Consider the following 22,836-nt stretch of genomic DNA (forward strand, 5'->3'; position numbering starts at 1 on the left):
TTTCGTTCAGGCCGGTTTTTTATGGCCTGATTCCGTCCGTAGAGCCTCCGCGAGGAGGAAGGTCGCCACGATGACAAACGTGCATTCGTTACCGAGCCCGTCGATCCTCAACGAGGATCGCGCCCATGAGGCCGATCATCCGACGTCGCTGGTGGCGAAGTTCGGCGCCGAGCAGCCCTTGAAGCTCGATTGCGGCATCGATCTCGCACCGTTCCAGATCGCCTATCAGACCTATGGCGAACTGAACGCCGACCGCTCCAACGCCATTCTGATCTGCCATGCGCTGACGCTGGATCAGCACGTCGCCAATGTGCATCCTTTGACCGGCAAGGCCGGCTGGTGGGAGATCATGGTCGGTCCCGGCCGTCCGCTCGATACCGACAGATACTTCATCATCTGCGCGAATGTGATCGGCGGCTGCATGGGATCGACGGGGCCGGCCTCGACCAATCCGGCCACCGGCAGGGCCTGGGGGCTGGATTTTCCTGTCATCACCATCCCCGATATGGTCCGCGCGCAGGCCATGCTGCTCGATCGGCTGGGCATCGAAACATTGCTGTGCGTGACCGGCGGATCGATGGGCGGCATGCAGGTGCTGCAATGGACCGCCGCCTTTCCGGAGCGCGTGTTCTCGGCGCTGCCGGTCGCCTGCTCGACGCGCCATTCGGCGCAAAACATTGCGTTTCATGAACTCGGCCGGCAGGCCGTGATGGCCGATCCGGACTGGCATCATGGGCGCTATTTCGAACGCAGCACCCATCCGCATCGTGGATTGGCCGTGGCGCGGATGGCCGGGCACATCACCTATCTCTCCGACGCCGCGCTGCATCGCAAGTTCGGACGGCGGATGCAGGACCGCGAGCTGCCGACCTTCTCGTTCGACGCGGATTTCCAGGTCGAAAGCTATCTGCGTTATCAAGGCTCGTCCTTTGTCGAGCGTTTCGATGCCAACAGCTATCTCTATCTGACGCGCGCGATGGACTATTTCGATATCGCCGCCGACCACAGTGGCGTGCTGGCGCAGGCGTTTCTCGGCATCAAGACCCGCTTCTGCGTGGTGTCGTTCACCTCGGACTGGCTGTTCCCGACCTCGGAATCGCGGGCGCTGGTGCACGCGCTGAACGCGTCGAGCGCGCGGGTGTCGTTCGCCGAGATCGAAACCGATCGCGGCCACGACGCCTTCCTGCTCGACGTGCCGGAGTTCTTCGACATTGCACGCGCCTTCCTGGAATCCGCCGGCAAGGCGCGTGGGCTCTCCAACGGTGCGGGCGGTTGACATGGCGGTTCAGGAACCGGCCTTGCCGCTCGGCGGCATAGCGCCCGATCGCACCGGCAAGTATCGCACCGATCACCTCCTGGTCGCCGACATGATCGGGCGCGGCTCGAAGGTGCTCGACGTCGGCTGTGGCGATGGCGAGTTGCTGCAGCTCCTGGAGAGCCGCGGCATCGATGGCCGCGGCATCGAGCTGTCGCGCGAGGGCGTCAACCGTTGCGTCGCCAGGGGGCTCGCCGTGGTGCAGGGCGACGCCGACACCGACCTCGTCAATTATCCCGATGACGCCTTCGACTACGTGATCCTGTCGCAGACGCTGCAGGCGACGCGGCAGCCGAAGGTCGTGCTGGAGAATCTCCTGCGGATCGGCCGGCGCGCCGTTGTCTCGTTTCCGAACTTCGGCTTCTGGAAGATGCGGCTGCAGCTCCTCGTCGGCGGCCACATGCCGCGCACGGAGAATCTGCCGGCGACCTGGTATGACACGGCCAATATCCACTTCTGCACCATCAAGGATTTCGTCGAGCTGTGCGACGAGATCAACGTCAAGATGGAGCGCGCCGTAGCGCTCGATCTCTACGGCCGCCCGGTGCCGCTGACCCTGCCCTGGTGGGTCTGGAACATGTTCGGCGAGCAGGGTGTGTTTCTGCTGAGTAGGGGCGGGGTGGGGAAGTGACGCCACTGGCGTCATTCCGGGATGGTCCGAAGGACCAGACCCGGAATCTCGAGATTCTCAGGTGCGCAATTGCGCACCATAGTTCGATGCCGCGCATCGCCCCGGAATGACGGTCAGGCTAGCGACCTCGCATCCCGCACCGGCCATCTCCCGGCTTCGACCAGCGCGATGAACCGCTCCACCATCTCGTTGAACAGCGCCGGCTCCTCCAGATTGAGCACGTGGCCCGATTTCGGAAAGAACGAGAGCCCCGCCGCCGGCAGGTGCTTCTTCAGAAACAGGCTTGGCCCAACGCAACTGTCGTCCTCGTCGCCGCACAGGATCAGCGCCGGCGTCGGCACGCGCCGGATCGCATCCGTCATGGTGTAGATCGAGGGACGCCGGCCTTGAAAGCTGCGCATCGTGTTGGCCGAGCCTTTGGCGTCGTGCCGCGCCAGTGCGGCGTAGAAATCGGCATGGCCACGCGGGTCCTTCAGCAGAAACGGAATCCTGCTCGGCGCCTCGCGCGTCACCTTGGCGACTTCCACCGAACCGATCGCCTCATACTGCTCGGCGTTGGCCCGGCATTGCGCGCGAAAGGCGTCGAGATTTTCCAGCTCCGAGCCGGAGCCGACGGCGGCGAGCGTCATCGACAGCGCACGCTCGGGCGCATTGAGGCCGACCTGCAGCGAGGAATAGGAGCCCATCGACAGGCCGACGAAATGCGCCTTGACGATGCCGAGGTGATCGAGCACGGCGAGCGCGTCGGTATAGAAATGCTTGTAGGTGTAGACGGCGGCGTCAGGCGGCACGTCGGATGGCGTATAGCCGCGCGCCGAATAGGTGATGCAGCGATGGCCGCGCGAGAAGTAACGCATCTGCGGCTCCCAGTTGGTATGGTCGGCCGCGAACTCGTGCAGGAAGATGATCGGCGTCCCGCTTCCGGCCTCTTCATAGTGAAGATGAACGCTATCCTTGGCGCTATCTTTGGCGACGGCATGGGGCATTTCGGATTCCTCTCTATTTTCTTGTTTTCACGCAACATCCTTGCGCGGCCGGCCAGCAAAATTGCAATTAATTCTCGCGGCCGCAATACGGCAGTTTAGTTTCATTTTCGCCATCGAATCATCGCGGAATCACCCCGGAATTGTTTCCTCACCGCCACATGAAATCTTCCTCTCGTCACATCGCGACGCAAAACGCCGCCCGCGGTCGTTCGTAGACGAACGCAAAGGGGAAGCAGGGGTGCTACAGAGGATTTAGTATGCGTCAGTTGTTTGCGCTTCGCCGGTCGTTTCGCTTCATCGCGCTGGCACTGTGTTCGGTGTCCATCGTCGCATTTGTCTCTCCAGCTTCAGCACGGCCTCACCACGGCGCAGGGCGACACGCTCGCGCCTATCACGCCGGCCATCATGCGAAGCATCATTACGCCTATCGCCATTATCGCCATGCCGCCCGGATGTCGCGCCGGGATCGCAGCGCGCCGCAAATGCAGGCCGGCGGCTTTGCCGACATTAACCCGAGCTACAACGCCCAGATGGCGCCAGGCGGCTTCGGCGTCGCCAACGCCGGCGCGGAAGCGCGTAACGTCCGCATCGGCCGTCGTAGCGCCCGGCTCCGGCAGGTCGAGCGCACGTCGCGCTGGGAGCGCGGCGTCGCGCAAATGCAGGCGCGCGGTCTTGCCAACGTCAACGCAAGCGTAGCAACGGATGCAAGCGTCGGAACGAATTCTACCGTGACGCCGGCCGGTGGGGCGATGGCGTCCAGCTTCAGCTCATCGAATGTCGTCGCCGAAGCGCGCCGTTATCTCGGCGGCAACCCGACCGGACGCGGCAGCTTGTGGTGTGCGCGGTTCGCGAACATGGTTCTGCAGCATTCCGGCTATCGCGGCACCGGCTCGGACATGGCGAGCTCATTCGCGAAATACGGCCAGCGCGTTTCCGGTCCGCAGGTCGGCGCGATTGCGGTAATGTCGCGCGGCCGCCGCGGCGGCCATGTCGGCATCATCACCGGCGTCGATGCCAAGGGCAATCCGATCATGATCTCCGGCAATAACGGCAACCGCGTCCGCGAAGCCCCGGTCTGGCGCGGCCGGATCTACGCCTACGTCATGCCGACGAGCTGAGGCTGATCGCGCTGCGTCCTCTCCCCGTTGTTGGCGGGGAGAGGATGCTTTCATCCGAAGCAGCTTGCGTGGCTATCCGTTCGGATGATTCAATTCGGCTTTGGATTGACTGCGCGGCATCGCCGCGTCTCCGACGAGGTGCAGCACAAACGGTTTGGGGACGCGCTCACGTCCGCCATCGGCCGAAGCCAACTTTCGGCTTGCCCGCTTTGATCGTGGCGCCGCCGGGTTCTCGGAGGAGCGAAATAGCGTGTAGTCGCGGCCAAACAGCCAGCACGAAATTTGAAAGACACCGTGCGTGATGAACAGCGCGGCAAGCACATCGATCGAATAGTGGTAGTGGCCGAGAGCTGGCGCGGACGTCACTTCAGGTCAGCTTCGGGTCATTGGCTCCCAATCGAAATGACTGACTACAGCATTACGTCTTACCCTTTGGTACCAATCGACCTTCGTGAACTTCATGGCTGACGGCCTGCTTTTCGTCGGGAGGAGAAAGGCGTTCCACCAGCCGCGTCCCGCTCCAGAGCTCCGCGGGCTGCTGGCCCACCATCTGCTTTGCCCACACGATAGCGTTCTCGTCAGTGTCGCAGACGAACGAGCGGGAGCTTTCGAAATGGCCGTCCGAGCCAATGAGGTAGGCGCGATATTCCGCCACAGTAACTCCCTCTCCAAAAGAGACCGCCGCTGCGGCCGCCTTACCGGACCTCTAGTTCTTTGATCGCCAGAGCCGAAAGCTGCGCCGCATCATGGACACCAGTTTGCGCGATCTTGATGATCTTCTTCGCAATCATTTCCGTTAGAGGGTCGTCGCGATCCTTGACGCAGAGAGTGTGCAGCGCTTGCTCGTATGCCTCTATGATGCAGTTAACCTCTTTCGGCCCGAGCCCCAAGGAAGGCTTCTCTAACAGGCGATAAATTGCCATTTCTATTTGATCCTATCTTGGTTGCTTGGGGCGAAGGCCAGCCACTCGATCATATGAGAAGCTGTCTCGGCTCGCCGGGCTTTACGAACCAGGAGCTCGCGCTCAAACCCCGGTGGGGTACCGTGAGCCTGCTTGCGCAACTGCGTTGCCTCCTTTGCAAGGCGTTCTTTAAGGGATGTAGTTTGCTTGAAACGCTTTGGCATGCGCCGCTCCATCCATGCGAGGTCTGCGGGAGCGCGACTGGCGGTTTCATCAGCGATGAAAGCCACGTACCGGGCGGTGATAGCGATATATCCGGGCGGTGATAACGAAATATGCGCGATCTAGAGAAGCGCCAGACTTAGGACATTAACTTTCTGTCACTCCGTCTTTCTGTCTGGACGTTCAACAAGTTCGTATGTGGGAACGTGGGTGCTATCCAGCCATGATTCTAGAGCGACTCCGCAGATTGCGCAGACCGCGTCACCCGTATGCGGTACTTCAGTGCGTCTGTACTCGGCGCCGCAATTGCATTGCACAATTGTCACCATCCACCGAATATGGGCATCGGACCGTCGATTTTCCAGCCCCGAGCTTACGCGCTTTGCCACGAGCCGCCCCGCCCGATCTTCGCCGGCCCGAGTAACGTTCGCGCGGCAGTGGAGCGCCTTCCGGTTGACGTAATGGATGCACATCAGACCGAAGCCGTCCGCTCCGTGCGAACTCTAATCATGGTTCGGTCCGAGTCCGATATTCCGAGAGCATCTCGCCCACCTTCCGTAGTGTCCGATTGAAGAAGATCCGTAAGAAGTGGCGCCACACAGAAAAGCGCGTTTCCACTCAGGGTCAAGCGGCAGTCGGGTCGCTGAAACGGCCGCCCGTTCTGCTTGCAAAAGCAGACATCGTCGGGCTGCCCGCTCAGGTCCGCGGGGCCAATTCCAGACGCCTGCGCTGCGAGAGAACGGTAGTCGGGACTTGGCAATGGCTCCTGGACGGTTCATTGCTTCCGTTCATTGCGGAGATAGATTGATACGTTCACCATTCCCGAAGGGCGCAGGCGGCGGGTGTATCGAACCGATCACATTGTTGGCGCGCAACCGCGCGTTGTCAACTCAAAATCGCAGCCGAGGAGCCCTTGCCGAGAGTGAGGAGCAGCCGCTTTGGTATCGCTTCCAAACAACCCATTGGAGTAAGCCAACAGCGAAGACAGCAAGGAAGAACCAGGTCAGGAGCTGAGTGAAAACGGTGACGAGTTGGTTGGCGCGATGCAAATCGAAAAAGCCTTGAGGACCTTTGACTTCGAGGAAGACGTCTCTGCAGGCGACCAGAACGCCAAGGGTCCCCATGGCCAACAGGAACAGGTACAAGTCAAATTCCATCAAGAACCCGATCGGATCGGTGGAGTAGGTGGCAGCATCGGGTCCGACCGGCATCTTCCTGTGCATCCTGAGCTGACCAGTCAGGTGCCATTCGTATAATCGTGCGGCCGACACATAGGCTATCGCGCCCGCGAACACGCCGAACAGCACAGCTAACCCGATCCTCCTCATTCTGTGGCTGTCGCAAAAACCCGCTAAAACCTGATGGACTGAGTTCTTCAAATTGTATCGAGGATCATCACGCCGCTTTGCGCCGCGAGAACGCCGACACATATTGAGTTGTCGTCACCCGCGAAGGCGGGTGACCCAGTATTCCAGAGACGTCAATGATAGAACCGATAGGCCGCAGCGTACTGGATACCGCTTTCGCGGGGGATGACGGTCGTTGTGGCGCCCCGGTATTTCCCTGTCATTGCGAGCGAAGCGAAGCAATCCATCTCGCCGCATGAAGAAAGAATGGATTGCTTCGCTTCGCTCGCAATGACGTGGATAGGCCCGGGAGTCGAACTACAACAGCTCCGGCTGCTCCGCCGCGATCGTATCGTCGGCACTGATCATGCCGCCGGTGATCACCTCGGCATAGATCCCGCAGTCGCCGTGGCCGAGCCTGCGCTGCAGCGCTTGCGGAATGGCGAGGTCGCGCTGGGCCGTATCCGGATCGACATTGACGGCGGCGCAGCGGACGATGCGCTTCACCACCTTCAGCCGCACGTCGCCAATGGCGAGCGTTCGGTCGAGCAGACCGAATTCGTGCCAGGCCGGCCAGCCCTCGACATAGAGGTTGGCGCGGAAGCGCAAGGGATGGACCGGCGCACCCACCATGTTCTCGATGGCGCGGACGCTGGCGAGATTGATGATGGAGACGACCTTGCGGGCGACGTCCGAAAAACTGTGGCCGGGGCTTTCCAACACCTTCGGTGGCCCCTTGATCAGGTCGGGAAAAGTCGAGGCGAAGAAGTTTTCGATCGCCGTCCGGCCCTCCGGGGTTGCCAGATTGCCTTGGGCCACGATCTGGCCGTTGTGGTTAATGGAGAGGACGTTGCTTGCATCGTCGAACTGAGTGCGCAGGCCGGCCAGCCATTCATCCCGCATCAGCATCAGGAAGTTCGGTTTCGGCAGCCATTTCGGCTCGGCCGGGTTAAAACCGGAGGGACCGTTTTCGATCGCGTAGCGGCGATCGGCCAAGAGCGTCTGACCGGCGCTCAACTCGGCGCGGGTAAGCTGCTCGGGGGTCAGGCCCTTGACGGGGTAGCGGTAGATTCCGGTGATCCGGGCAGATGGGGCTGTGGCAGACATGCGGCTTATTAAGGGATTCCCTTGTCGTGCGCCACCGCTCCCGAATTTGTGCCCGGGCCTCTTCCGTTTTTGCGCAGCGATGCCCACATTCGAGGCAAGCCTGAAATGAGGGCGATGACCCGCGGCCGGTTGAGGAAAATCAATGCGGCTCCGCGGAACCCCAATGAAGATGCCGTAATCATGCCTCAGGGGTGGGGACGGCAGGCCGAGGGAATCACAAGATGAATATTGAAAAATACACCGAGCGGGCGCGCGGCTTCGTTCAGTCTGCGCAATCGCTCGCCATGCGCGACGGACATCAGCAGTTCTCGTCGCTGCATATGCTCAAGGTCCTGCTTGATGACAGCGAGGGACGGGCCGGCGGTCTGATCGACCGCGCCGGCGGCAACTCCCGCGCCATCCTCAAGGCCACCGAGGATGCGCTGAAGAAGCTGCCGAAAGTTTCGGGAAGCGGCGCCGGGCAGATCTATCTTGCGCCCGATATGGCGCGCGCCTTCGACGCGGCGGAAAAGGCCGCCGAGAAGGCCGGCGACAGCTTTGTCACGGTCGAGCGGCTGCTGCTGGGCCTGACGCTCGAGAAGGGCAGCGAGGCCGGCGGCATTCTCGGCAAGGGCGGCGTCACGCCGCAAAACCTCAACGCGGCCATCGAAACGCTGCGCAAGGGCCGCAGCGCGGATAGCGCCACGGCCGAAAACGCCTACGACGCGCTGAAGAAATATGCCCGCGACCTCACGCAGGCCGCGCGCGACGGCAAGCTCGATCCGGTGATCGGGCGCGACGAGGAAATCCGCCGCACCATTCAGGTGCTGTCCCGCCGCACCAAGAACAATCCCGTGCTGATCGGCGAGCCCGGCGTCGGCAAGACCGCCATCGTCGAGGGCCTGGCGCTGCGCATCCTCAATGGCGACGTGCCGGAAAGCCTGAAGGACAAGAAGCTGCTCTCGCTCGACATGGGCGCCCTGATCGCGGGCGCCAAATATCGCGGCGAGTTCGAGGAGCGGCTGAAGGCCGTGCTGCAGGAAGTCACCACGGCCGAAGGCTCGATCATCCTGTTCATCGACGAGATGCATACCCTGGTCGGCGCCGGCAAGGCGGACGGCGCCATGGACGCGTCCAACCTGCTCAAGCCCGCATTGGCGCGCGGCGAACTGCATTGCATCGGCGCCACCACGCTCGACGAATACCGCAAGCATGTCGAAAAGGACGCGGCGCTGGCGCGCCGGTTCCAGCCGGTGTTCGTCTCCGAGCCCACGGTCGAGGACACGATCTCGATCCTGCGCGGCTTGAAGGACAAATACGAACAGCACCACGGCGTGCGCATCGCCGATTCCGCGCTGGTCGCCGCGACCACGCTGTCGAACCGCTACATCACCGACCGTTTCCTGCCCGACAAGGCGATCGACCTGATGGACGAGGCTTCGGCGCGGCTGAAGATGCAGGTCGATTCCAAGCCCGAAGAGCTCGATCTGATGGACCGGGAAATCATCCGGCTGAAGATCGAGCAGGAGGCGCTCAAGAAGGAAACCGACATCGGCTCCAAGAGCCGCCTGCAGGCGCTGGAAAAGGAACTGGCCGATCTCGAAGAGAAATCGGCGGCGCTGACGGCGCGCTGGAGCGCGGAAAAGAACAAGCTCTCCAACGCGCAGAAGCTGAAAAGCGAACTCGACGCCTTGCGCATCGAACTGGCGAACGCGCAACGCCGCGGTGAATTCCAGCGCGCGGGCGAGCTCGCCTATGGCAAGATTCCGGAACTGGAGAAGAAGCTCGAATCCATCGAGGCCAACGAAAACCCCGGCGAGATGATGGAGGAGGCGGTGACCGCCAACCACATCGCGCAGGTAGTGTCGCGCTGGACCGGCGTTCCCGTCGACAAGATGCTGGAAGGCGAAAAGGACAAGCTCCTGAAGATGGAGGACCAGCTCGGCAGGCGCGTGGTCGGCCAGGCCGAAGCCGTGCGTGCGGTGGCGACCGCGGTGCGCCGTTCGCGCGCCGGCCTGCAGGATCCGAACCGCCCGATGGGCTCGTTCATGTTCTTAGGGCCCACCGGCGTCGGCAAGACCGAGCTGACCAAAGCGCTGGCGGAATACCTGTTCAACGACGAGACCGCGATGGTCCGCCTCGACATGTCCGAATACATGGAGAAGCACTCCGTGTCGCGGCTGATCGGCGCGCCTCCCGGCTATGTCGGCTATGACGAGGGCGGGGCGCTCACCGAGGCGGTGCGGCGCAGGCCCTATCAGGTCGTGCTGTTCGACGAGATCGAGAAGGCGCATCCGGATGTCTTCAACGTGCTGCTGCAGGTGCTCGACGACGGCCGCCTGACCGATGGCCAGGGCCGCACCGTCGACTTCCGCAACACGCTGATCATCATGACCTCGAACCTTGGTTCGGAGTTTCTGGTCAACCAGCCGGAGGGCGAGGATACGTCCGCGGTGCGCGAGCAGGTGATGGGGATGGTGCGGGCGCATTTCCGGCCCGAATTCCTCAACCGCGTCGACGAGATCATCCTGTTCCACCGCCTGCAGAAGAGCGAGATGGGCCGGATCGTCGAGATCCAGTTCGCGCGGCTGCAGAAGCTGCTGGAGGATCGCAAGATCACGCTGACGCTGGATGCGGCGGCCCGCGACTGGCTGGCGGCCAAGGGCTGGGATCCCGCCTATGGTGCGAGGCCCTTAAAACGGGTGATCCAGCGCAACCTGCAGGACCCGCTGGCCGAGATGATCCTCGCCGGCGAAATCGCCGACGGCGACCGCGTCGTGATCTCGAGCGAAGGCAACGTGCTGACCTTCAACGGCCAAGCGCCGCAGACCGCCGAGATCGCCCAGTTCGAATCGCCGGTGCCGAAGCGTAAGCTGAACTGACCTAATAGGAATGGTGCTCCGGCGCGCGGCCCGCGCGTGCCGGGGCATCTCATTCCTGACTGATGGAAGAAGCGGGCGCTCCCCGGCCGTCATCGTCATCCTCAGGTTCGAGCTCGGCGAGAATATCGACGAGCTCGCGAACCCGCCCCGTCGCCAGCGGCCTGCCTGAATTCATCAGCGGCTCGTCATTGGCCATCCAGGCCTGGGCTTCCGCCAACTCGTCGACGGTCGCACCGGTCGCGATCAATTGGGCGATGGTCACATCGTCGGCGGAGCCGATCGCCTTGATAACGTCGTCCCGGGTAATGCGCTGGGATCCCGACAGGCTTGCCATGACGTTCCTCCATCGAGGGCTTGCCAATCACTTCAAACAGCCCGCTCCCATTCCGTTCCCCGGCAGTCCATGAAAATTGGAGGCGCGGGAAGGGAAAAGGCGAGGCGCTCGTGCCCGCATGCAGCACCTCATGATACCGCAATTTCATCGCGCGCACGGCTTTCGCACGGACAGAGGGTGTTGTTGAAAAGACGCACGCCTCGCGTCATCTCGTAAGGGGTGTAAGATTCTCCTTGAACAACCCCTTGCCCGGTTCACAATCCATAAGGGCAATGCGCGGAAGCTTACGATGCGTGCGGGTATCTTAGGAGCCAGCGTTGATTTGAACAGTTGGGAAGCCTTGACTTCGCGCGCTTTGAGAATCGACAATTTTTAAGTTGAGGCTGCAATTTTGAACTGGAATGGCTGAAAGCCAGAACGACATTTTTAGGTGTGCTCTTTAATCGTGTTCGCGCGCGGAGGGGACGGCCGTGTTGAGCGTTAGTTTATTTGGCGCCAGTCGAGTTACCCGTAGTAGCGAACAGATTTGGTCGGATCTCGGTCCAGCCGGGCGACGATTGGCTGGATTCCTCTTCACGTTTCCGGATCGCCCGCATCGCCGCGAGCGACTTATCGACTTGTTTTGGCCGGAGCTGGATACCGAGAGGGGGCGCCGAGCCATGAACTCTGCGGTCTGGCGGCTGCGGAAGCTGCTTGCGTCGTCTCCCGAATGCCAGGACGGCCACGGTTTGAGGACCGTTGGCCCCGAGACCATTCTTGAGAAGACACCGTGGCTGGACGTTGACACTTGGGCGTTGCTTCACGCCGCACGGAGCACGCTCAGTGGGCCCGAGGCCCAGTCGGAACCATCGAGAATGAAGGAGGTTCTCGCGGTTCTGTATCGGTACGAGGGGCCGTTTCTGGACGGCGAAGATGCCGAATGGATTTTGGAAGAACGCGAGCGGCTTCACTCCCTTTTCATCCAGTCGGCCCTGATCATGGTTCGTCATCTCGGGCTTTGTAACTACTACCAGGATGCGATCCGGCTCGCCCGTCATGCGCTGCGCTTCGATCCCTACCGCGAAGAGCTGGTTCGGCACCTCCTGACCCTGCTCGCGCTCGATGAAAGACGAATCGATGCCATCAGGTACTACGATCATTGGATCGGCCTGATCCGGAAAGAACTCGGCATCTCGCCGCTTCCGGCGACACGTGCGATCATCGAAGAGATCAAGAACCTGCATAATGCCGAAAACGCTCAGCGCCTGCGCGCGCGCCTGATCGGTCGGGACGAGAAGCAGATTTTTGCAATTTGAGCGCTAGCCGCCCGGCCTCGGACGGCAGCGTTACCCAGCAAACTCCACACTCACACTGTCGACCAAGTCCGGGCAGGGCGAAACCCGCGGCTTTCCCGGGGCACGTCGTGATCTTGCCGTGATCCGTAGCCGATCCGCCGGTTAGCGGATCGTGGACCGGCCGTGAGCGGACGACGACAATTCCCGGACGATCGCAGGATTGTCCCGAGTTCAGGCCATGCGACCGTCGGCGCATGGACTCACAACGACCACTGCTTGATCAGGTTTTCATTCTGCGCTTCTGGCGTGAAAGCGCCGATGCCACCGAAGACGCGCGTTGGCGGGTCCTGGTTCGCAACATCAACACCCGCCGGCGCGACGTCGTCGACGATGTGCATCGCGCTTTTGCGATTGTCGCCTCCAATTTGAACGCAGCCGCCGGCGAGCATGACGGGCAGGAACGTCTGGACGTTGAACCATCAAAACCAGAGTATTGAGAGATATCCCGTGCGCGGAGCCGACCACCCAACCAGTAAAAGCCAACCGCCGCGAGCGAAAGCCCCGCGGGGCCGCGACTTCGCTCGTGCTTGTCACGATGGGCCGATTGCCATCGTGCGCCACACGGCAGTTTTCTTTGCTTTTGCCGCCGCACTTTCGCTTACGAATTGCAAGGGATTGGTGCGGGAGATGTGGGAGCGTGCGATGCGGGCGGGTATTGTTGCGGGCTGCGTTGCGTTGGCGTTGCTAGTGAGCGGCTGCGATCCGAACGAGAGGAACTATTTCCGCAACGGCATAGGGACTCAACTTTATACGGCGGAGACTGCTTCAGCTACCGAGTTTCAGAACATCTATCTAGATTATATCTGCCGCCAATCAATTTCCTCTATCGGTGCCGACGCACCTGGCTGCGCGCAGGTCGTCCCGCCGAATGCCTGGCCGGTGATAGTTCAGGCTGGTCTGAATGATATCGACGCGCGCTGCGATTCATATTTGGCGTGGCTTGATCAAAAAAGGCGTGAGAACGCGGCTATCCTCGCGGAGATAAGCGCGGTGCGTTTCGCGGTAGACGCGCTCACCAATCCAAACATAGCGGGCGTCAGCGGGGTCGGGTTGGCCGCGATTTCGGCAGCCTTTGGGTTGGCCACCAGTACGGTCAACAATTTCAATTCGCTGCTGCTGCAGGTCGATCACACGACAGTGCAAACTGTAGTGGTAGGCAATCGCCAGGCTTTTCGCCAGGACCTGCTTAGGTTTTCGTCGTCGATCGACAACAAGCCGTTGGCCATCCACACGCTGCGAACCTACCTGTCGATTTGCATGCCGATGACGATTGCGGCGAACATCAATTCGACGGTAACCGTATTTAAACAGACCGGGATTGCACCCGGGGCCGGTCCCGTGCTCCCGACGGTTGGTGTGCCGTTCAAGGCGACGGATCTAGCGGGGCAGCAGACCAAGCGGCAAATTCCAGACCGTCCTGAATTCCGCAAGATCATCGTCAACTACTCCCCAAATGAATTTCCGGAGAGCGTCGTGAAGCGCATGCAAGACGTGCTTTGCGTTCCCGTTGGAGAAGTAGGAAAGGTCGGAGCAACGACCAAGGACCTCATTACAATTTTTGAAGCCAGCGACATGCCTGAGGCCAAGGACAACCAATTCGTCACGCGGGATGGGAAGATAGATGCGGACGAACGAAACGTATTGCAGAAATTGTCGGTATGTCCTCGCGAGAAGGTACAGAATTTTTACGAGCGCAATGTTTTTTTGGATGGCAATGCCGCTAACCTTACCCAACTTGTTGATGTCTTGGTTATCGACCGGTTGAACAAGGTAAAGTTGCTGAACCAACCCGATCTGGCCAAAGGAACTTCCCTCGCTGTTGCGCGCGACAGAATCAGGCAAGTTCGCGCGGTCTTGCTGAAGGACCCAGACGTGGCCAAGCGTCCCAAGTCCCTGCCTGAAAGCATGACCGGCCAATGGACAAGGGACCTGTTCGACATTTTGTCCAAATAGTTGTCATCATCTCGATGCGAGTGGGGATGCATATGCAATATCGTGTAAGCGCGATTGAAGCAGAGCTTCGGGCGGGACCGGCGTTGGATAGCCCGGTCAAACGGTTTCTTACGCAAGGCACCGACCTTGGTGAAGGCGTTGAGACCCAGGATCACGTTTGGCTCAACGTTGGATTCGGCAAGGAGGACGACCAGAAGGGATTCGTCCTTGCGGCCAAGTGCGCCGACACCGCTGGTGATCCCAGACGTGACGTTCCGCGAGACGCTGTAGTGCAGATGTGTGTAGTCACCGAACTGCGGTTCAATGCTGCTGATTCAATAGCGCCATGGTACGTATTGGCCGACTATTTGATCGCTCGTGCGATTATCGAGACCGGTGTGACTAACGCCAAACCTTTGATCCCTGGCTCAGACGGTGTCGGCCCGCTACAAGTCTCCACAAAGGAGTGGGCTGACTTCGTCCAGAACGGTGGGCCTCTTGTCCGGAATGCCGACGTCTCAAACCGTCAAGATCCGATTCGTCAGATCGACGCGGCAGCGTTTCGGATGCATTCGGACATGAAGGCGATGAGCGGCTTGCGCACACCAGCCGGTTCCCCCGATCCGTTTGCTCCCCAGCTTTTGGACGTCTTCTTTGCGTACCTGACGGACAGCCCGGCTGCTGCCCTTGCGCTCCGGGATGCGGCCGCGACGAAGGAAAATCGCGCTGAGCCCGTCACGAAATTTCTGCGAGGGCCTCTGACGAATGCGGAAGTGACGGCGTTGCATGAGGCGCGCGCTAGGTTTCTGGGGCTAGAAGCGGCTCCCAAATCATTGGAAGATGCTGTCAGTGGTGCGAAAGCCGTCTTGGACAACGCGCTCAAACAGGCTTTCGACGATATCAAGCAATTTATCCCGGAAGCGGTTCCAGTCGTTAGTGTGCCCGAGATGGGAGGTGCTGGAGCGACTTTTGTGGAAAAGGCGCCGGTCATTATGCGCGCACTGATTGCAGATTTCGGATTCAAGGATTTTCAGGCGGCAGGAATTCTCGGCAATTTCGGCCGCGAGACCGGAGGTTTTACCTTGTTTCAGGAACGTCATCCGACGTCAGGAAAAGGTGGCATTGGATGGGCTCAGTGGACTGGCGATCGGCGCACGAATTTCGAGAATTTTTGCAGCGCCAACAGCTTCGATCCGCATTCCGATAAGGGCAACTACGCTTTCCTGAAGCATGAGATGATAAACACACCCGAGAAGAAGGTTGTGCCAAAACTGAAGCAGACTCAGACGATCAACGACGCCACAGAGAAATTCATGACCATATACGAACGGCCCGGCGTTCTGGCTCTGGCGGAAAGAAGGACCTGGGCACAGCGTGCGCTCAGCGCATTCAACGGCGTGGGCACCTTGGGAACCGATGCCCAGACACTGCAGCAGCAGATCAATGCCGGAAAAATAATCTTTGATTCTCACGAACTCAAGGGCGAACTACTCGGTCTCAATACAGGGACCAAGGTAACAGCAAAGCTGCAGGCCCTGATACTGGCCATATCCAAATTGACGCCGGTGATCCGTATTAGTTCGTTGGTGCGTTCTGGCACAGGGAGCCATCATACGGAGGGGCGTGCCGTTGACATCGGTAATGAGGAGATTGCCGCAGATTTGCTTCCGCAGATCGCCACCGCAGACAAGATCTCGGCGTTCGGGATCGATGAGTTGATATTCGACGCCGCCATCCTGCACGAAGCTGACCGCAACAAGTTCAACTTCGATCAAGGTACGAAGCATAATTTCAATGAGGCCACGCTGAACCAGCATGGCGATCACATTCACTTCGCGGTCACGGCATGACGATACTCGCGCCCTGATCATTCACGGACTATCGTCTAGGTATGCGAATCTAGGTATGCGAAATATTGATCCAAGATGGCCTTGACGCTGGCGGTTCTACGTCAAGAATGGCGTGACGAAAGGCACGAACCATGTTCATTCGTCGCGCCCCGGCTCGGATCATAAGAACGCTTGCTGTTGTTGGCTTCGGCTATGCTATCGTGTGTACAGCAACATCTGGCCGGGCGGACGAGGGAAGATGCCTGATTCAGGTGGGCGGTCGCACGTTCCTGAAGGGCGCTTGCAATATCCAGATACGGTCTGGTGGAAGCTTCACCGTCGGCGTTGGCGAGCAATCAAGATCCAAATATTTCGCATATGTAAACCTTGATGGCGATTCCGGTGTGGCGCAAGGCTATTGGAACGGTCGCAATGGGGAGGACCACGCGGGCGTGGACCTTGGCCTGCTAAAAAGGAAAGGCGCCTGCTGGTCCAACCGCCATACAAGGGTAAGGGTCTGCGCGTGGCGATAAGTAATGATGGTCGGAAAGAAGCCGAGCCTGTCTGCCTCCTACTTCTTCGTAACCTTGTAAATCGCGTTCTCGATATCCGACGAGAAGTAGATCACCCCGCTCGCCCCGACGCCGACGCCGGTCGGGATGTTGCTCGGCAGTCCGCCGGGTGCGGCCGGTAATCCGATCGGCAGGTTGGCGGCGATCTCGGTGATGGCGCCGTTGGCCGGGTCGATCTGCACGATCCGCTTGGCGCCGACTTCGGCGACGATCAGCTTGCCGTCGGGCGCCAGCGCGATGCCTTCGGGGCCCTTCAGATCCTTGGCGACCACGGACTTCTCGCCGTTGGCTTCCACCTTCGAGACCTGGCCGGCGAAGGCTTCGGTCAGATAGACCGCGCCGCCTGATCCCGCGGCGAGGCCGACCGGGCCTTCGAGGCCGCCGACCACCGCGGTGCGGTCCTTGCCGTGTTCGCCGCTGGCACGGACCAGCGATTTGCTGCCGAGTTCGTTGACGAGAATGCTGCCGTCGCCAAGCTTGATCGCGTCGTGCGGCGCCTTGAAGCCGTGCAGCATCTCTTTCGTCTTGCCGGTCTTGCGGTCGATCAGCTGCACCGTGCCGGTGAACCAACTCGACAGCAGCACGTCGTCGCCGTTGGCGGTGGCGCTCATCGGATATTCCAGCGTCACGCCGTCGGCATGCATGCGGGCGGGCTCGGAGACTTCGCCGGTCGCGCCGTCCACGGTGCGGTAGGCGAAGACGTCGGCGACGTAGATGGTGTCCTTAGCCCCGTCCGAGACGACGCCGATGCCGCCAGGCAGCGCCAGCTTGCCTGATATCAACTGCTTGGCAGCGCCGGTTTCCGGATCAACCTCCTGAATGCTGTTATCGGCCATATTGGAGACGAAGATGCGGTCCTTGTCGTCGATCGCGAGATTGTCGAGCGAGGGCTTGAGCTGGGCGACCATCTTCTTGGCGCCGGTCTTCGGATCGACCCGCACCAACTGGCCGAGCGCGGTATCGACCACAAAAGAGATTGCCCTTGGAATCGAAATTGACCGCGGCCGGAACCTTGAAGCCGTCGGCGACCACGGAGAGTTCGGCCTTGTCGACGTCGACCTTGGCGACCTGGCCCTTGAACCACAGAGGGCCATACAGCATGTCGTCGGATCCGAATTCGAAGCCGTTGAGGCCGCCCATCTTCTCCATGATCTGGCGTGGCGGTTTCACGCCCTCGACGTCGATTTCATAGAGGGCGTCGCCCAAAAACACCTGCGTCGCGTACAGCCGTCCGTCCTTGCGGAACGCGAGCGAGTTGATGCCGGGCAGGCCGGAGGCGAGTTTCTTCACCGGGCCGTCGCCCTTGCGTGAATAGAGATCGCCGGTGAGGAAGGCCGTCCACGCCATGGTGCCGTCGGGCGCAAACGCGATGTCGTCGGACATGCCTTCCGGGGAGGGGACTGCAATCTTCGCCGTGCCGTTATTGCGATCGACCTCGTAAAGCGCAGCGCCCGCGACGCTGCCGGCGAACAGGCGGCCGGACTTGTCGATCCCGAGCCCGTGCACGCCATGAAATGCCGAGCCTGGCACCAGCTTGGTGACCTCGTAGGTCTGCGCCGATGCGCCGGCCGTGTTTCCAAGAACGATCGCCGCAACAGTCATTGCGAGTGCAAGCCTGCTCGTCATGACGCTTCCTCCCACGGATTTTTATGGGAGGCAGTATTTGTCGCGGCGGGAGGTTTGGCAAACGAAACTGTTGGGCGCCTTGCGCCGCCGCTGCGATAAATCCGACGTGCGGCGTGAGACGCCGTGTCCGATCCTCAGAGTATTATCGAAGGCTCAGCGGCTGATCTGACGGGTCTGCGGCGCGGTGCCGGTGGCCTCGGAGACGCGGGCGGCGCTGCCGCGGTTGTTCATCTGGGTATCGAGGCGATCGCGTTCTTTTTCGAAGCTCGCCATCATCGCGCCTTCAAGCGATCGGCCGCGCGGCAGCTTGACGCGCATGGGGTCGACGAAGCGGCCGTTGACCAGAATTTCGTAGTGGACATGGGCGCCGGTCGACATGCCGGTCGATCCGACGAAGCCGATCACCTGGCCCTGGCGCACGCGCTTGCCGGGCTCCATGCCCTTGGCGAACGCCGACATGTGGCCGTAGGCGGTCTCGTAGCCGTTGTTGTGTTTCAGGCGGACATATTTGCCGTAGCCGCCTTCCCAGCCGACCTTTTCGACCACGCCGTTGCCGGAGGCGAAAATCGGCGTTCCGTAGGGGGTCGCCCAGTCCACGCCGGTGTGCATCTTGGTGTAGCCCAGGATCGGGTGGCGGCGGCCACCGAAGCCCGAGCGCATGATCGCGTTGTTGACGGGTTTGCGCACCAGGAACTTCTTCGCGCTCTTGCCGGTCTCGTCGTAATAGTCGACCACGGAATCGTCGGGGGTCTGGAAGCGATAGTACTTCTTGGTCTCGCCGCCGACGGTGAGCGAGGCAAACAATACCTCGGTCTTTTCGGTGGTGGGTGTGCCTTCGTCGTCGCCGGCGAAGAACACGTCGAAGGAGTCGCCGGGCTGCACCTTGCGCTGGAAGTCGACGTCGTAGGAATAGATGCGGACCATGTCCTCGATCACGGCGGCCGGCACCTTGTTGCGCAGGGCGGTCTCGTAGATGCTCTGGTAGAGCCGGACGCCGCTGCCATCATCATCGTCGTCATCGTCGTCGTCCTTGCCGGTGGCGGCCTCGGCGACGGTATTCATGCTCTGCACGTCGACGGCGACGTATTTGCCGACGTCCGACAATGCGGCAACGGCTTCGACGGTGGTGTCGTTGGCGACGATCACGCGATAGGGCTGCAGACGGGCACCGGGGCCAAGCCCCGAGGGCGCCATCAGGATACGGATCTTCTGGCCATCCTTCAGGCCGCCGTCGCGGCCGCGGGGGCCAAGGGTCAACGCAACCGCCCTGGCTTCGTCGGGTGTCGCGCCCAGGTCGCGCAGGATCGAAGTGATCGTGTCGCCCTTCTTCACGACGTGAACGCGTTCGCCGGACGGATTGCCGCCAGTGATCTGGTCCTTGGTCTTCGGCAGCAACGTGACGTTTTCCGGCACCACGCGGGTTTCAAAGCCGGCATAGGGATCGGAGACGTTGCCTTCGGTGGCATAGGCGAGCTTGAGGTCGGACTGCACGCCGCTGGCGTCGGCCGCGGCATTGGCAAGCGACGTGTAGCGGACGCCGCCCGAGCCGCGCCAGTTCGCGGCATCGCGGACCCGCATCAGGACTTCGTCGAGCGCCACCACGGCGGCGAGTTTCGCTTTCGGCAGCACCGTCGCGAGATCCTTGGTAACAAAGGAAACCTCGGCGTCGGGTTCGACGGCCTCGGGATTGTTCGGATCCTCGGAAGCGGCCTGCGTCGTGGTGCCGACATCGGTCAGCATGCGCTGGGCGTTGAACGGCGGGATTTTTGAGCTGAGATCGCTCGTCGTCATCGACAGATTGCCGGAGATGCGGACGAACGGCCGCGCCCGCATCACGTCGCGGTTGCCGACGCGGGTGACGGTCGATACCCGCACCACACTGCGCGAGGCGGTGGATTCGCCGGGCGGCGGCAGGCGGTCGCTCTTGTGCAGGGTGGCGGTCCGATCATTGGCGCCGAATGCGCCGCGCAGCGCGCCTTCGACGCGCTCCGGCACCTTGGCAAAGGTCATTTCGCCGTCGAGCGACGCAAAAACGGCGCCGCCGATAAGGGCCGCGCCGCACAGACCGGTCAGGATAGTTCCGCTAAACCATTGTACGGAGACACGGCGGCGATCGATCACCGCAGCCTCGGAGCCATCGACGGAAAGCGGCGGCTCGTGACCGAGATCGATGATCCCGGTCTCGCGTCCATAGCCGCTCCCGCGTGGCGCCTTCTGGCTCAACCCTGTGTCCCCCCAAATTCCATCGACATCCGATAAGACCTTCGCCCGATCCAGACCCCACGTTTCCGCCCTTTGAGGGAGCGATCCCGGAGCATGGCGTTGCCGCACGCATGGAAATTCGGGAATCAGAGGCCAGAAGAAGACCGGCCGGCGACTCGAACGTCAATGGTGAGCAGATCTCTCGAAGTTTCCTGGCCGCGTGGGAAAGGCGGCGGGTTCCTCGAGACCGCCTGTCCCGGTAGCTGAAACGCCGGCAGCCCCCACTGGCACCGGCGATTCAACGCATACCTTATAGTCAGAACGTCGCAGGAATGTGGCTCAAGTGCGGCCAAAGGCCCGAAACATAGGGACTTCTTGGCGTCGCAAAATTCTTCGCCGTGATGCGACAATTTGTTGACGATGGGCGTTGACAACCCCGATCGGGCGGGCCTATAACCCGGCCACTGAGCGCGGCGATGCATTGGCTCTGAGGCCAAGGCATCTATTCGCGCCCCGTAAGCTCCTCATTACGATGAGTGACTCAACAGCCGATAACAGTCGGTTGTTATTTGTCGTCGGATGAGGTCTGCGGGAACCTTCCAGAATTGGAAGGGTGGGGTCCCAGCGATCCCGGGCTGTTTGACAAGTGAAGATGAAGAAAGAGAAACGTGGACGGCGGAGTCCTTGCGTAGTCTCGAATACTTGAAAACTTCGGTTTTCATCTTTCGAGGCTGGACGAAAGACTTCGGCGGTACACGTTTACATAGGTTACACCATCGTCGTCAGCGATGTGAATCGCGGGCGATAAATATGGTGGGACCTCGTCAAACGTTGTGATCAGCCGGTTTAAAGTTTCAAGTCCAACTTGAGAGTTTGATCCTGGCTCAGAGCGAACGCTGGCGGCAGGCTTAACACATGCAAGTCGAGCGGGCGTAGCAATACGTCAGCGGCAGACGGGTGAGTAACGCGTGGGAACGTACCTTTTGGTTCGGAACAACACAGGGAAACTTGTGCTAATACCGGATAAGCCCTTACGGGGAAAGATTTATCGCCGAAAGATCGGCCCGCGTCTGATTAGCTAGTTGGTGAGGTAATGGCTCACCAAGGCGACGATCAGTAGCTGGTCTGAGAGGATGATCAGCCACATTGGGACTGAGACACGGCCCAAACTCCTACGGGAGGCAGCAGTGGGGAATATTGGACAATGGGCGCAAGCCTGATCCAGCCATGCCGCGTGAGTGATGAAGGCCCTAGGGTTGTAAAGCTCTTTTGTGCGGGAAGATAATGACGGTACCGCAAGAATAAGCCCCGGCTAACTTCGTGCCAGCAGCCGCGGTAATACGAAGGGGGCTAGCGTTGCTCGGAATCACTGGGCGTAAAGGGTGCGTAGGCGGGTCTTTAAGTCAGGGGTGAAATCCTGGAGCTCAACTCCAGAACTGCCCTTGATACTGAAGATCTTGAGTTCGGGAGAGGTGAGTGGAACTGCGAGTGTAGAGGTGAAATTCGTAGATATTCGCAAGAACACCAGTGGCGAAGGCGGCTCACTGGCCCGATACTGACGCTGAGGCACGAAAGCGTGGGGAGCAAACAGGATTAGATACCCTGGTAGTCCACGCCGTAAACGATGAATGCCAGCCGTTAGTGGGTTTACTCACTAGTGGCGCAGCTAACGCTTTAAGCATTCCGCCTGGGGAGTACGGTCGCAAGATTAAAACTCAAAGGAATTGACGGGGGCCCGCACAAGCGGTGGAGCATGTGGTTTAATTCGACGCAACGCGCAGAACCTTACCAGCCCTTGACATCCCGGTCGCGGACTCCAGAGATGGAGTTCTTCAGTTCGGCTGGACCGGAGACAGGTGCTGCATGGCTGTCGTCAGCTCGTGTCGTGAGATGTTGGGTTAAGTCCCGCAACGAGCGCAACCCCCGTCCTTAGTTGCTACCATTTAGTTGAGCACTCTAAGGAGACTGCCGGTGATAAGCCGCGAGGAAGGTGGGGATGACGTCAAGTCCTCATGGCCCTTACGGGCTGGGCTACACACGTGCTACAATGGCGGTGACAATGGGATGCTAAGGGGCGACCCTTCGCAAATCTCAAAAAGCCGTCTCAGTTCGGATTGGGCTCTGCAACTCGAGCCCATGAAGTTGGAATCGCTAGTAATCGTGGATCAGCACGCCACGGTGAATACGTTCCCGGGCCTTGTACACACCGCCCGTCACACCATGGGAGTTGGTTTTACCTGAAGACGGTGCGCTAACCCGCAAGGGAGGCAGCCGGCCACGGTAGGGTCAGCGACTGGGGTGAAGTCGTAACAAGGTAGCCGTAGGGGAACCTGCGGCTGGATCACCTCCTTTCTAAGGATGGTTCTTCAGAAGCTTGCTTCTATCGAACCGTTTTAGAAACATCAGTGGCCAACGATCGTCAGGATTGTTGAGCTGCATTGGCGGGATTTCGCCGTCTACGTTTCTCTTTCTTCGCGGACGAACACGCGCCAGGGGCTTAGCGCTGTGCGAAGGTTTGG

At 60.6% G+C, this 22,836-nt stretch carries 15 protein-coding genes, 1 rRNA gene and 1 pseudogene; 8 read left to right on the forward strand and 9 right to left on the reverse strand.

Annotation, left to right across the window (positions count from 1 at the left end):
• The first annotated feature begins 70 nt into the window (after nucleotides 1-70).
• On the forward strand, nucleotides 71-1,276 hold the full coding sequence (metX, locus tag V1293_RS28680) for a homoserine O-acetyltransferase MetX (RefSeq protein WP_334514187.1): 1,206 nt from the start codon (nucleotides 71-73) through the stop codon (nucleotides 1,274-1,276).
• 1 nt (nucleotide 1,277) lies between these two features.
• Nucleotides 1,278-1,946 (forward strand): methionine biosynthesis protein MetW, encoded by a 669-nt coding sequence (metW, locus tag V1293_RS28685; protein WP_334514189.1) that lies wholly within the window; start codon nucleotides 1,278-1,280, stop codon nucleotides 1,944-1,946.
• Between the two features lie 113 nt (nucleotides 1,947-2,059).
• On the opposite strand, the gene V1293_RS28690 is transcribed toward metW, so the two are convergent.
• Nucleotides 2,060-2,932, reverse strand: a complete 873-nt coding sequence (locus tag V1293_RS28690) for an alpha/beta fold hydrolase (protein ID WP_334514191.1) — start codon at nucleotides 2,930-2,932, stop codon at nucleotides 2,060-2,062.
• Nucleotides 2,933-3,189: 257 nt separating this feature from the next.
• On the opposite strand from V1293_RS28690, the gene V1293_RS28695 reads away from it, so the two are divergent.
• Nucleotides 3,190-4,050 (forward strand): TIGR02594 family protein, encoded by an 861-nt coding sequence (locus tag V1293_RS28695; RefSeq protein WP_334514193.1) that lies wholly within the window; start codon nucleotides 3,190-3,192, stop codon nucleotides 4,048-4,050.
• Between the two features lie 418 nt (nucleotides 4,051-4,468).
• Here V1293_RS28695 and V1293_RS28700 read toward each other — a convergent pair whose 3' ends face one another.
• The 4 genes from V1293_RS28700 to V1293_RS28715 all read right to left on the reverse strand — a co-directional run bounded on the left by V1293_RS28700 (nucleotide 4,469) and on the right by V1293_RS28715 (nucleotide 7,627).
• Nucleotides 4,469-4,705: a hypothetical protein gene (locus tag V1293_RS28700; protein WP_334514195.1), complete on the reverse strand. Its 237-nt coding sequence runs from the start codon at nucleotides 4,703-4,705 to the stop codon at nucleotides 4,469-4,471.
• Nucleotides 4,706-4,745: 40 nt separating this feature from the next.
• The gene (locus V1293_RS28705) at nucleotides 4,746-4,973 is read right to left on the reverse strand and encodes a hypothetical protein (protein WP_334514196.1); all 228 of its coding nucleotides are present in this window, start codon (nucleotides 4,971-4,973) and stop codon (nucleotides 4,746-4,748) included.
• Between the two features lie 1,091 nt (nucleotides 4,974-6,064).
• Nucleotides 6,065-6,481 (reverse strand): hypothetical protein, encoded by a 417-nt coding sequence (locus V1293_RS28710; RefSeq protein ID WP_334514198.1) that lies wholly within the window; start codon nucleotides 6,479-6,481, stop codon nucleotides 6,065-6,067.
• Nucleotides 6,482-6,838: 357 nt separating this feature from the next.
• The gene (locus V1293_RS28715) at nucleotides 6,839-7,627 is read right to left on the reverse strand and encodes an MOSC domain-containing protein (RefSeq protein ID WP_334514200.1); all 789 of its coding nucleotides are present in this window, start codon (nucleotides 7,625-7,627) and stop codon (nucleotides 6,839-6,841) included.
• Nucleotides 7,628-7,848: 221 nt separating this feature from the next.
• Between V1293_RS28715 and clpB the strand changes: the two genes are divergently transcribed.
• The gene (gene clpB / locus V1293_RS28720) at nucleotides 7,849-10,488 is read left to right on the forward strand and encodes an ATP-dependent chaperone ClpB (protein ID WP_334514202.1); all 2,640 of its coding nucleotides are present in this window, start codon (nucleotides 7,849-7,851) and stop codon (nucleotides 10,486-10,488) included.
• A 49-nt stretch (nucleotides 10,489-10,537) separates the two neighbouring features.
• Here clpB and V1293_RS28725 read toward each other — a convergent pair whose 3' ends face one another.
• Nucleotides 10,538-10,822, reverse strand: a complete 285-nt coding sequence (locus V1293_RS28725) for a hypothetical protein (RefSeq protein WP_334514204.1) — start codon at nucleotides 10,820-10,822, stop codon at nucleotides 10,538-10,540.
• A 659-nt stretch (nucleotides 10,823-11,481) separates the two neighbouring features.
• On the opposite strand from V1293_RS28725, the gene V1293_RS28730 reads away from it, so the two are divergent.
• Nucleotides 11,482-12,117 (forward strand): bacterial transcriptional activator domain-containing protein, encoded by a 636-nt coding sequence (locus V1293_RS28730; protein ID WP_334514205.1) that lies wholly within the window; start codon nucleotides 11,482-11,484, stop codon nucleotides 12,115-12,117.
• 239 nt (nucleotides 12,118-12,356) lie between these two features.
• On the opposite strand, the gene V1293_RS28735 is transcribed toward V1293_RS28730, so the two are convergent.
• Nucleotides 12,357-12,494, reverse strand: coding sequence for a hypothetical protein (locus V1293_RS28735; RefSeq protein ID WP_334514206.1), 138 nt, complete (start codon nucleotides 12,492-12,494; stop codon nucleotides 12,357-12,359).
• A 73-nt stretch (nucleotides 12,495-12,567) separates the two neighbouring features.
• Here V1293_RS28735 and V1293_RS28740 point away from each other — a divergent pair, with 73 nt between their 5' ends.
• On the forward strand, nucleotides 12,568-14,109 hold the full coding sequence (locus V1293_RS28740) for a hypothetical protein (protein ID WP_334514207.1): 1,542 nt from the start codon (nucleotides 12,568-12,570) through the stop codon (nucleotides 14,107-14,109).
• Nucleotides 14,073-15,938: a phage tail tip lysozyme gene (locus tag V1293_RS28745; protein ID WP_334514208.1), complete on the forward strand. Its 1,866-nt coding sequence runs from the start codon at nucleotides 14,073-14,075 to the stop codon at nucleotides 15,936-15,938. The genes V1293_RS28740 and V1293_RS28745 overlap by 37 nt, the downstream gene beginning before the upstream one ends.
• Before the next feature lie 550 nt (nucleotides 15,939-16,488).
• Here the strand turns inward: V1293_RS28745 and V1293_RS28750 are convergent.
• Both V1293_RS28750 and V1293_RS28755 read right to left on the reverse strand, forming a co-directional pair.
• Nucleotides 16,489-18,115: pseudogene (locus V1293_RS28750) on the reverse strand (Vgb family protein).
• A 153-nt stretch (nucleotides 18,116-18,268) separates the two neighbouring features.
• Nucleotides 18,269-20,338 carry a M23 family metallopeptidase gene (locus tag V1293_RS28755; RefSeq protein WP_334514209.1) on the reverse strand — a complete coding sequence of 690 codons (2,070 nt, stop codon included), beginning with the start codon at nucleotides 20,336-20,338 and terminating at the stop codon, nucleotides 18,269-18,271.
• A gap of 840 nt (nucleotides 20,339-21,178) precedes the next feature.
• Between V1293_RS28755 and V1293_RS28760 the strand changes: the two genes are divergently transcribed.
• Nucleotides 21,179-22,669: ribosomal RNA gene (locus tag V1293_RS28760) — 16S ribosomal RNA — on the forward strand.
• Nucleotides 22,670-22,836 lie beyond the last annotated feature (167 nt).

The sequence above is a fragment of the Bradyrhizobium sp. AZCC 1693 genome (assembly GCF_036924745.1).
Taxonomy (GTDB): Bacteria; Pseudomonadota; Alphaproteobacteria; order Rhizobiales; family Xanthobacteraceae; genus Bradyrhizobium.

What these genes read in the sequence shown, in the direction of transcription:
- metX (WP_334514187.1), top strand. Translation starts at nt 71, where the DNA reads ATGACAAACGTGCATTCGTTACCGAGCCCGTCGATCCTCAACGAGGAT.
- V1293_RS28695 (WP_334514193.1), top strand. Translation starts at nt 3,190, where the DNA reads ATGCGTCAGTTGTTTGCGCTTCGCCGGTCGTTTCGCTTCATCGCGCTG.
- V1293_RS28735 (WP_334514206.1), bottom strand. Translation starts at nt 12,494, where the DNA reads ATGCACATCGTCGACGACGTCGCGCCGGCGGGTGTTGATGTTGCGAAC.
- clpB (WP_334514202.1), top strand. Translation starts at nt 7,849, where the DNA reads ATGAATATTGAAAAATACACCGAGCGGGCGCGCGGCTTCGTTCAGTCT.
- V1293_RS28690 (WP_334514191.1), bottom strand. Translation starts at nt 2,932, where the DNA reads ATGCCCCATGCCGTCGCCAAAGATAGCGCCAAGGATAGCGTTCATCTT.
- V1293_RS28715 (WP_334514200.1), bottom strand. Translation starts at nt 7,627, where the DNA reads ATGTCTGCCACAGCCCCATCTGCCCGGATCACCGGAATCTACCGCTAC.
- metW (WP_334514189.1), top strand. Translation starts at nt 1,278, where the DNA reads ATGGCGGTTCAGGAACCGGCCTTGCCGCTCGGCGGCATAGCGCCCGAT.
- V1293_RS28725 (WP_334514204.1), bottom strand. Translation starts at nt 10,822, where the DNA reads ATGGCAAGCCTGTCGGGATCCCAGCGCATTACCCGGGACGACGTTATC.
- V1293_RS28730 (WP_334514205.1), top strand. Translation starts at nt 11,482, where the DNA reads ATGAACTCTGCGGTCTGGCGGCTGCGGAAGCTGCTTGCGTCGTCTCCC.
- V1293_RS28745 (WP_334514208.1), top strand. Translation starts at nt 14,073, where the DNA reads ATGGACAAGGGACCTGTTCGACATTTTGTCCAAATAGTTGTCATCATC.
- V1293_RS28705 (WP_334514196.1), bottom strand. Translation starts at nt 4,973, where the DNA reads ATGGCAATTTATCGCCTGTTAGAGAAGCCTTCCTTGGGGCTCGGGCCG.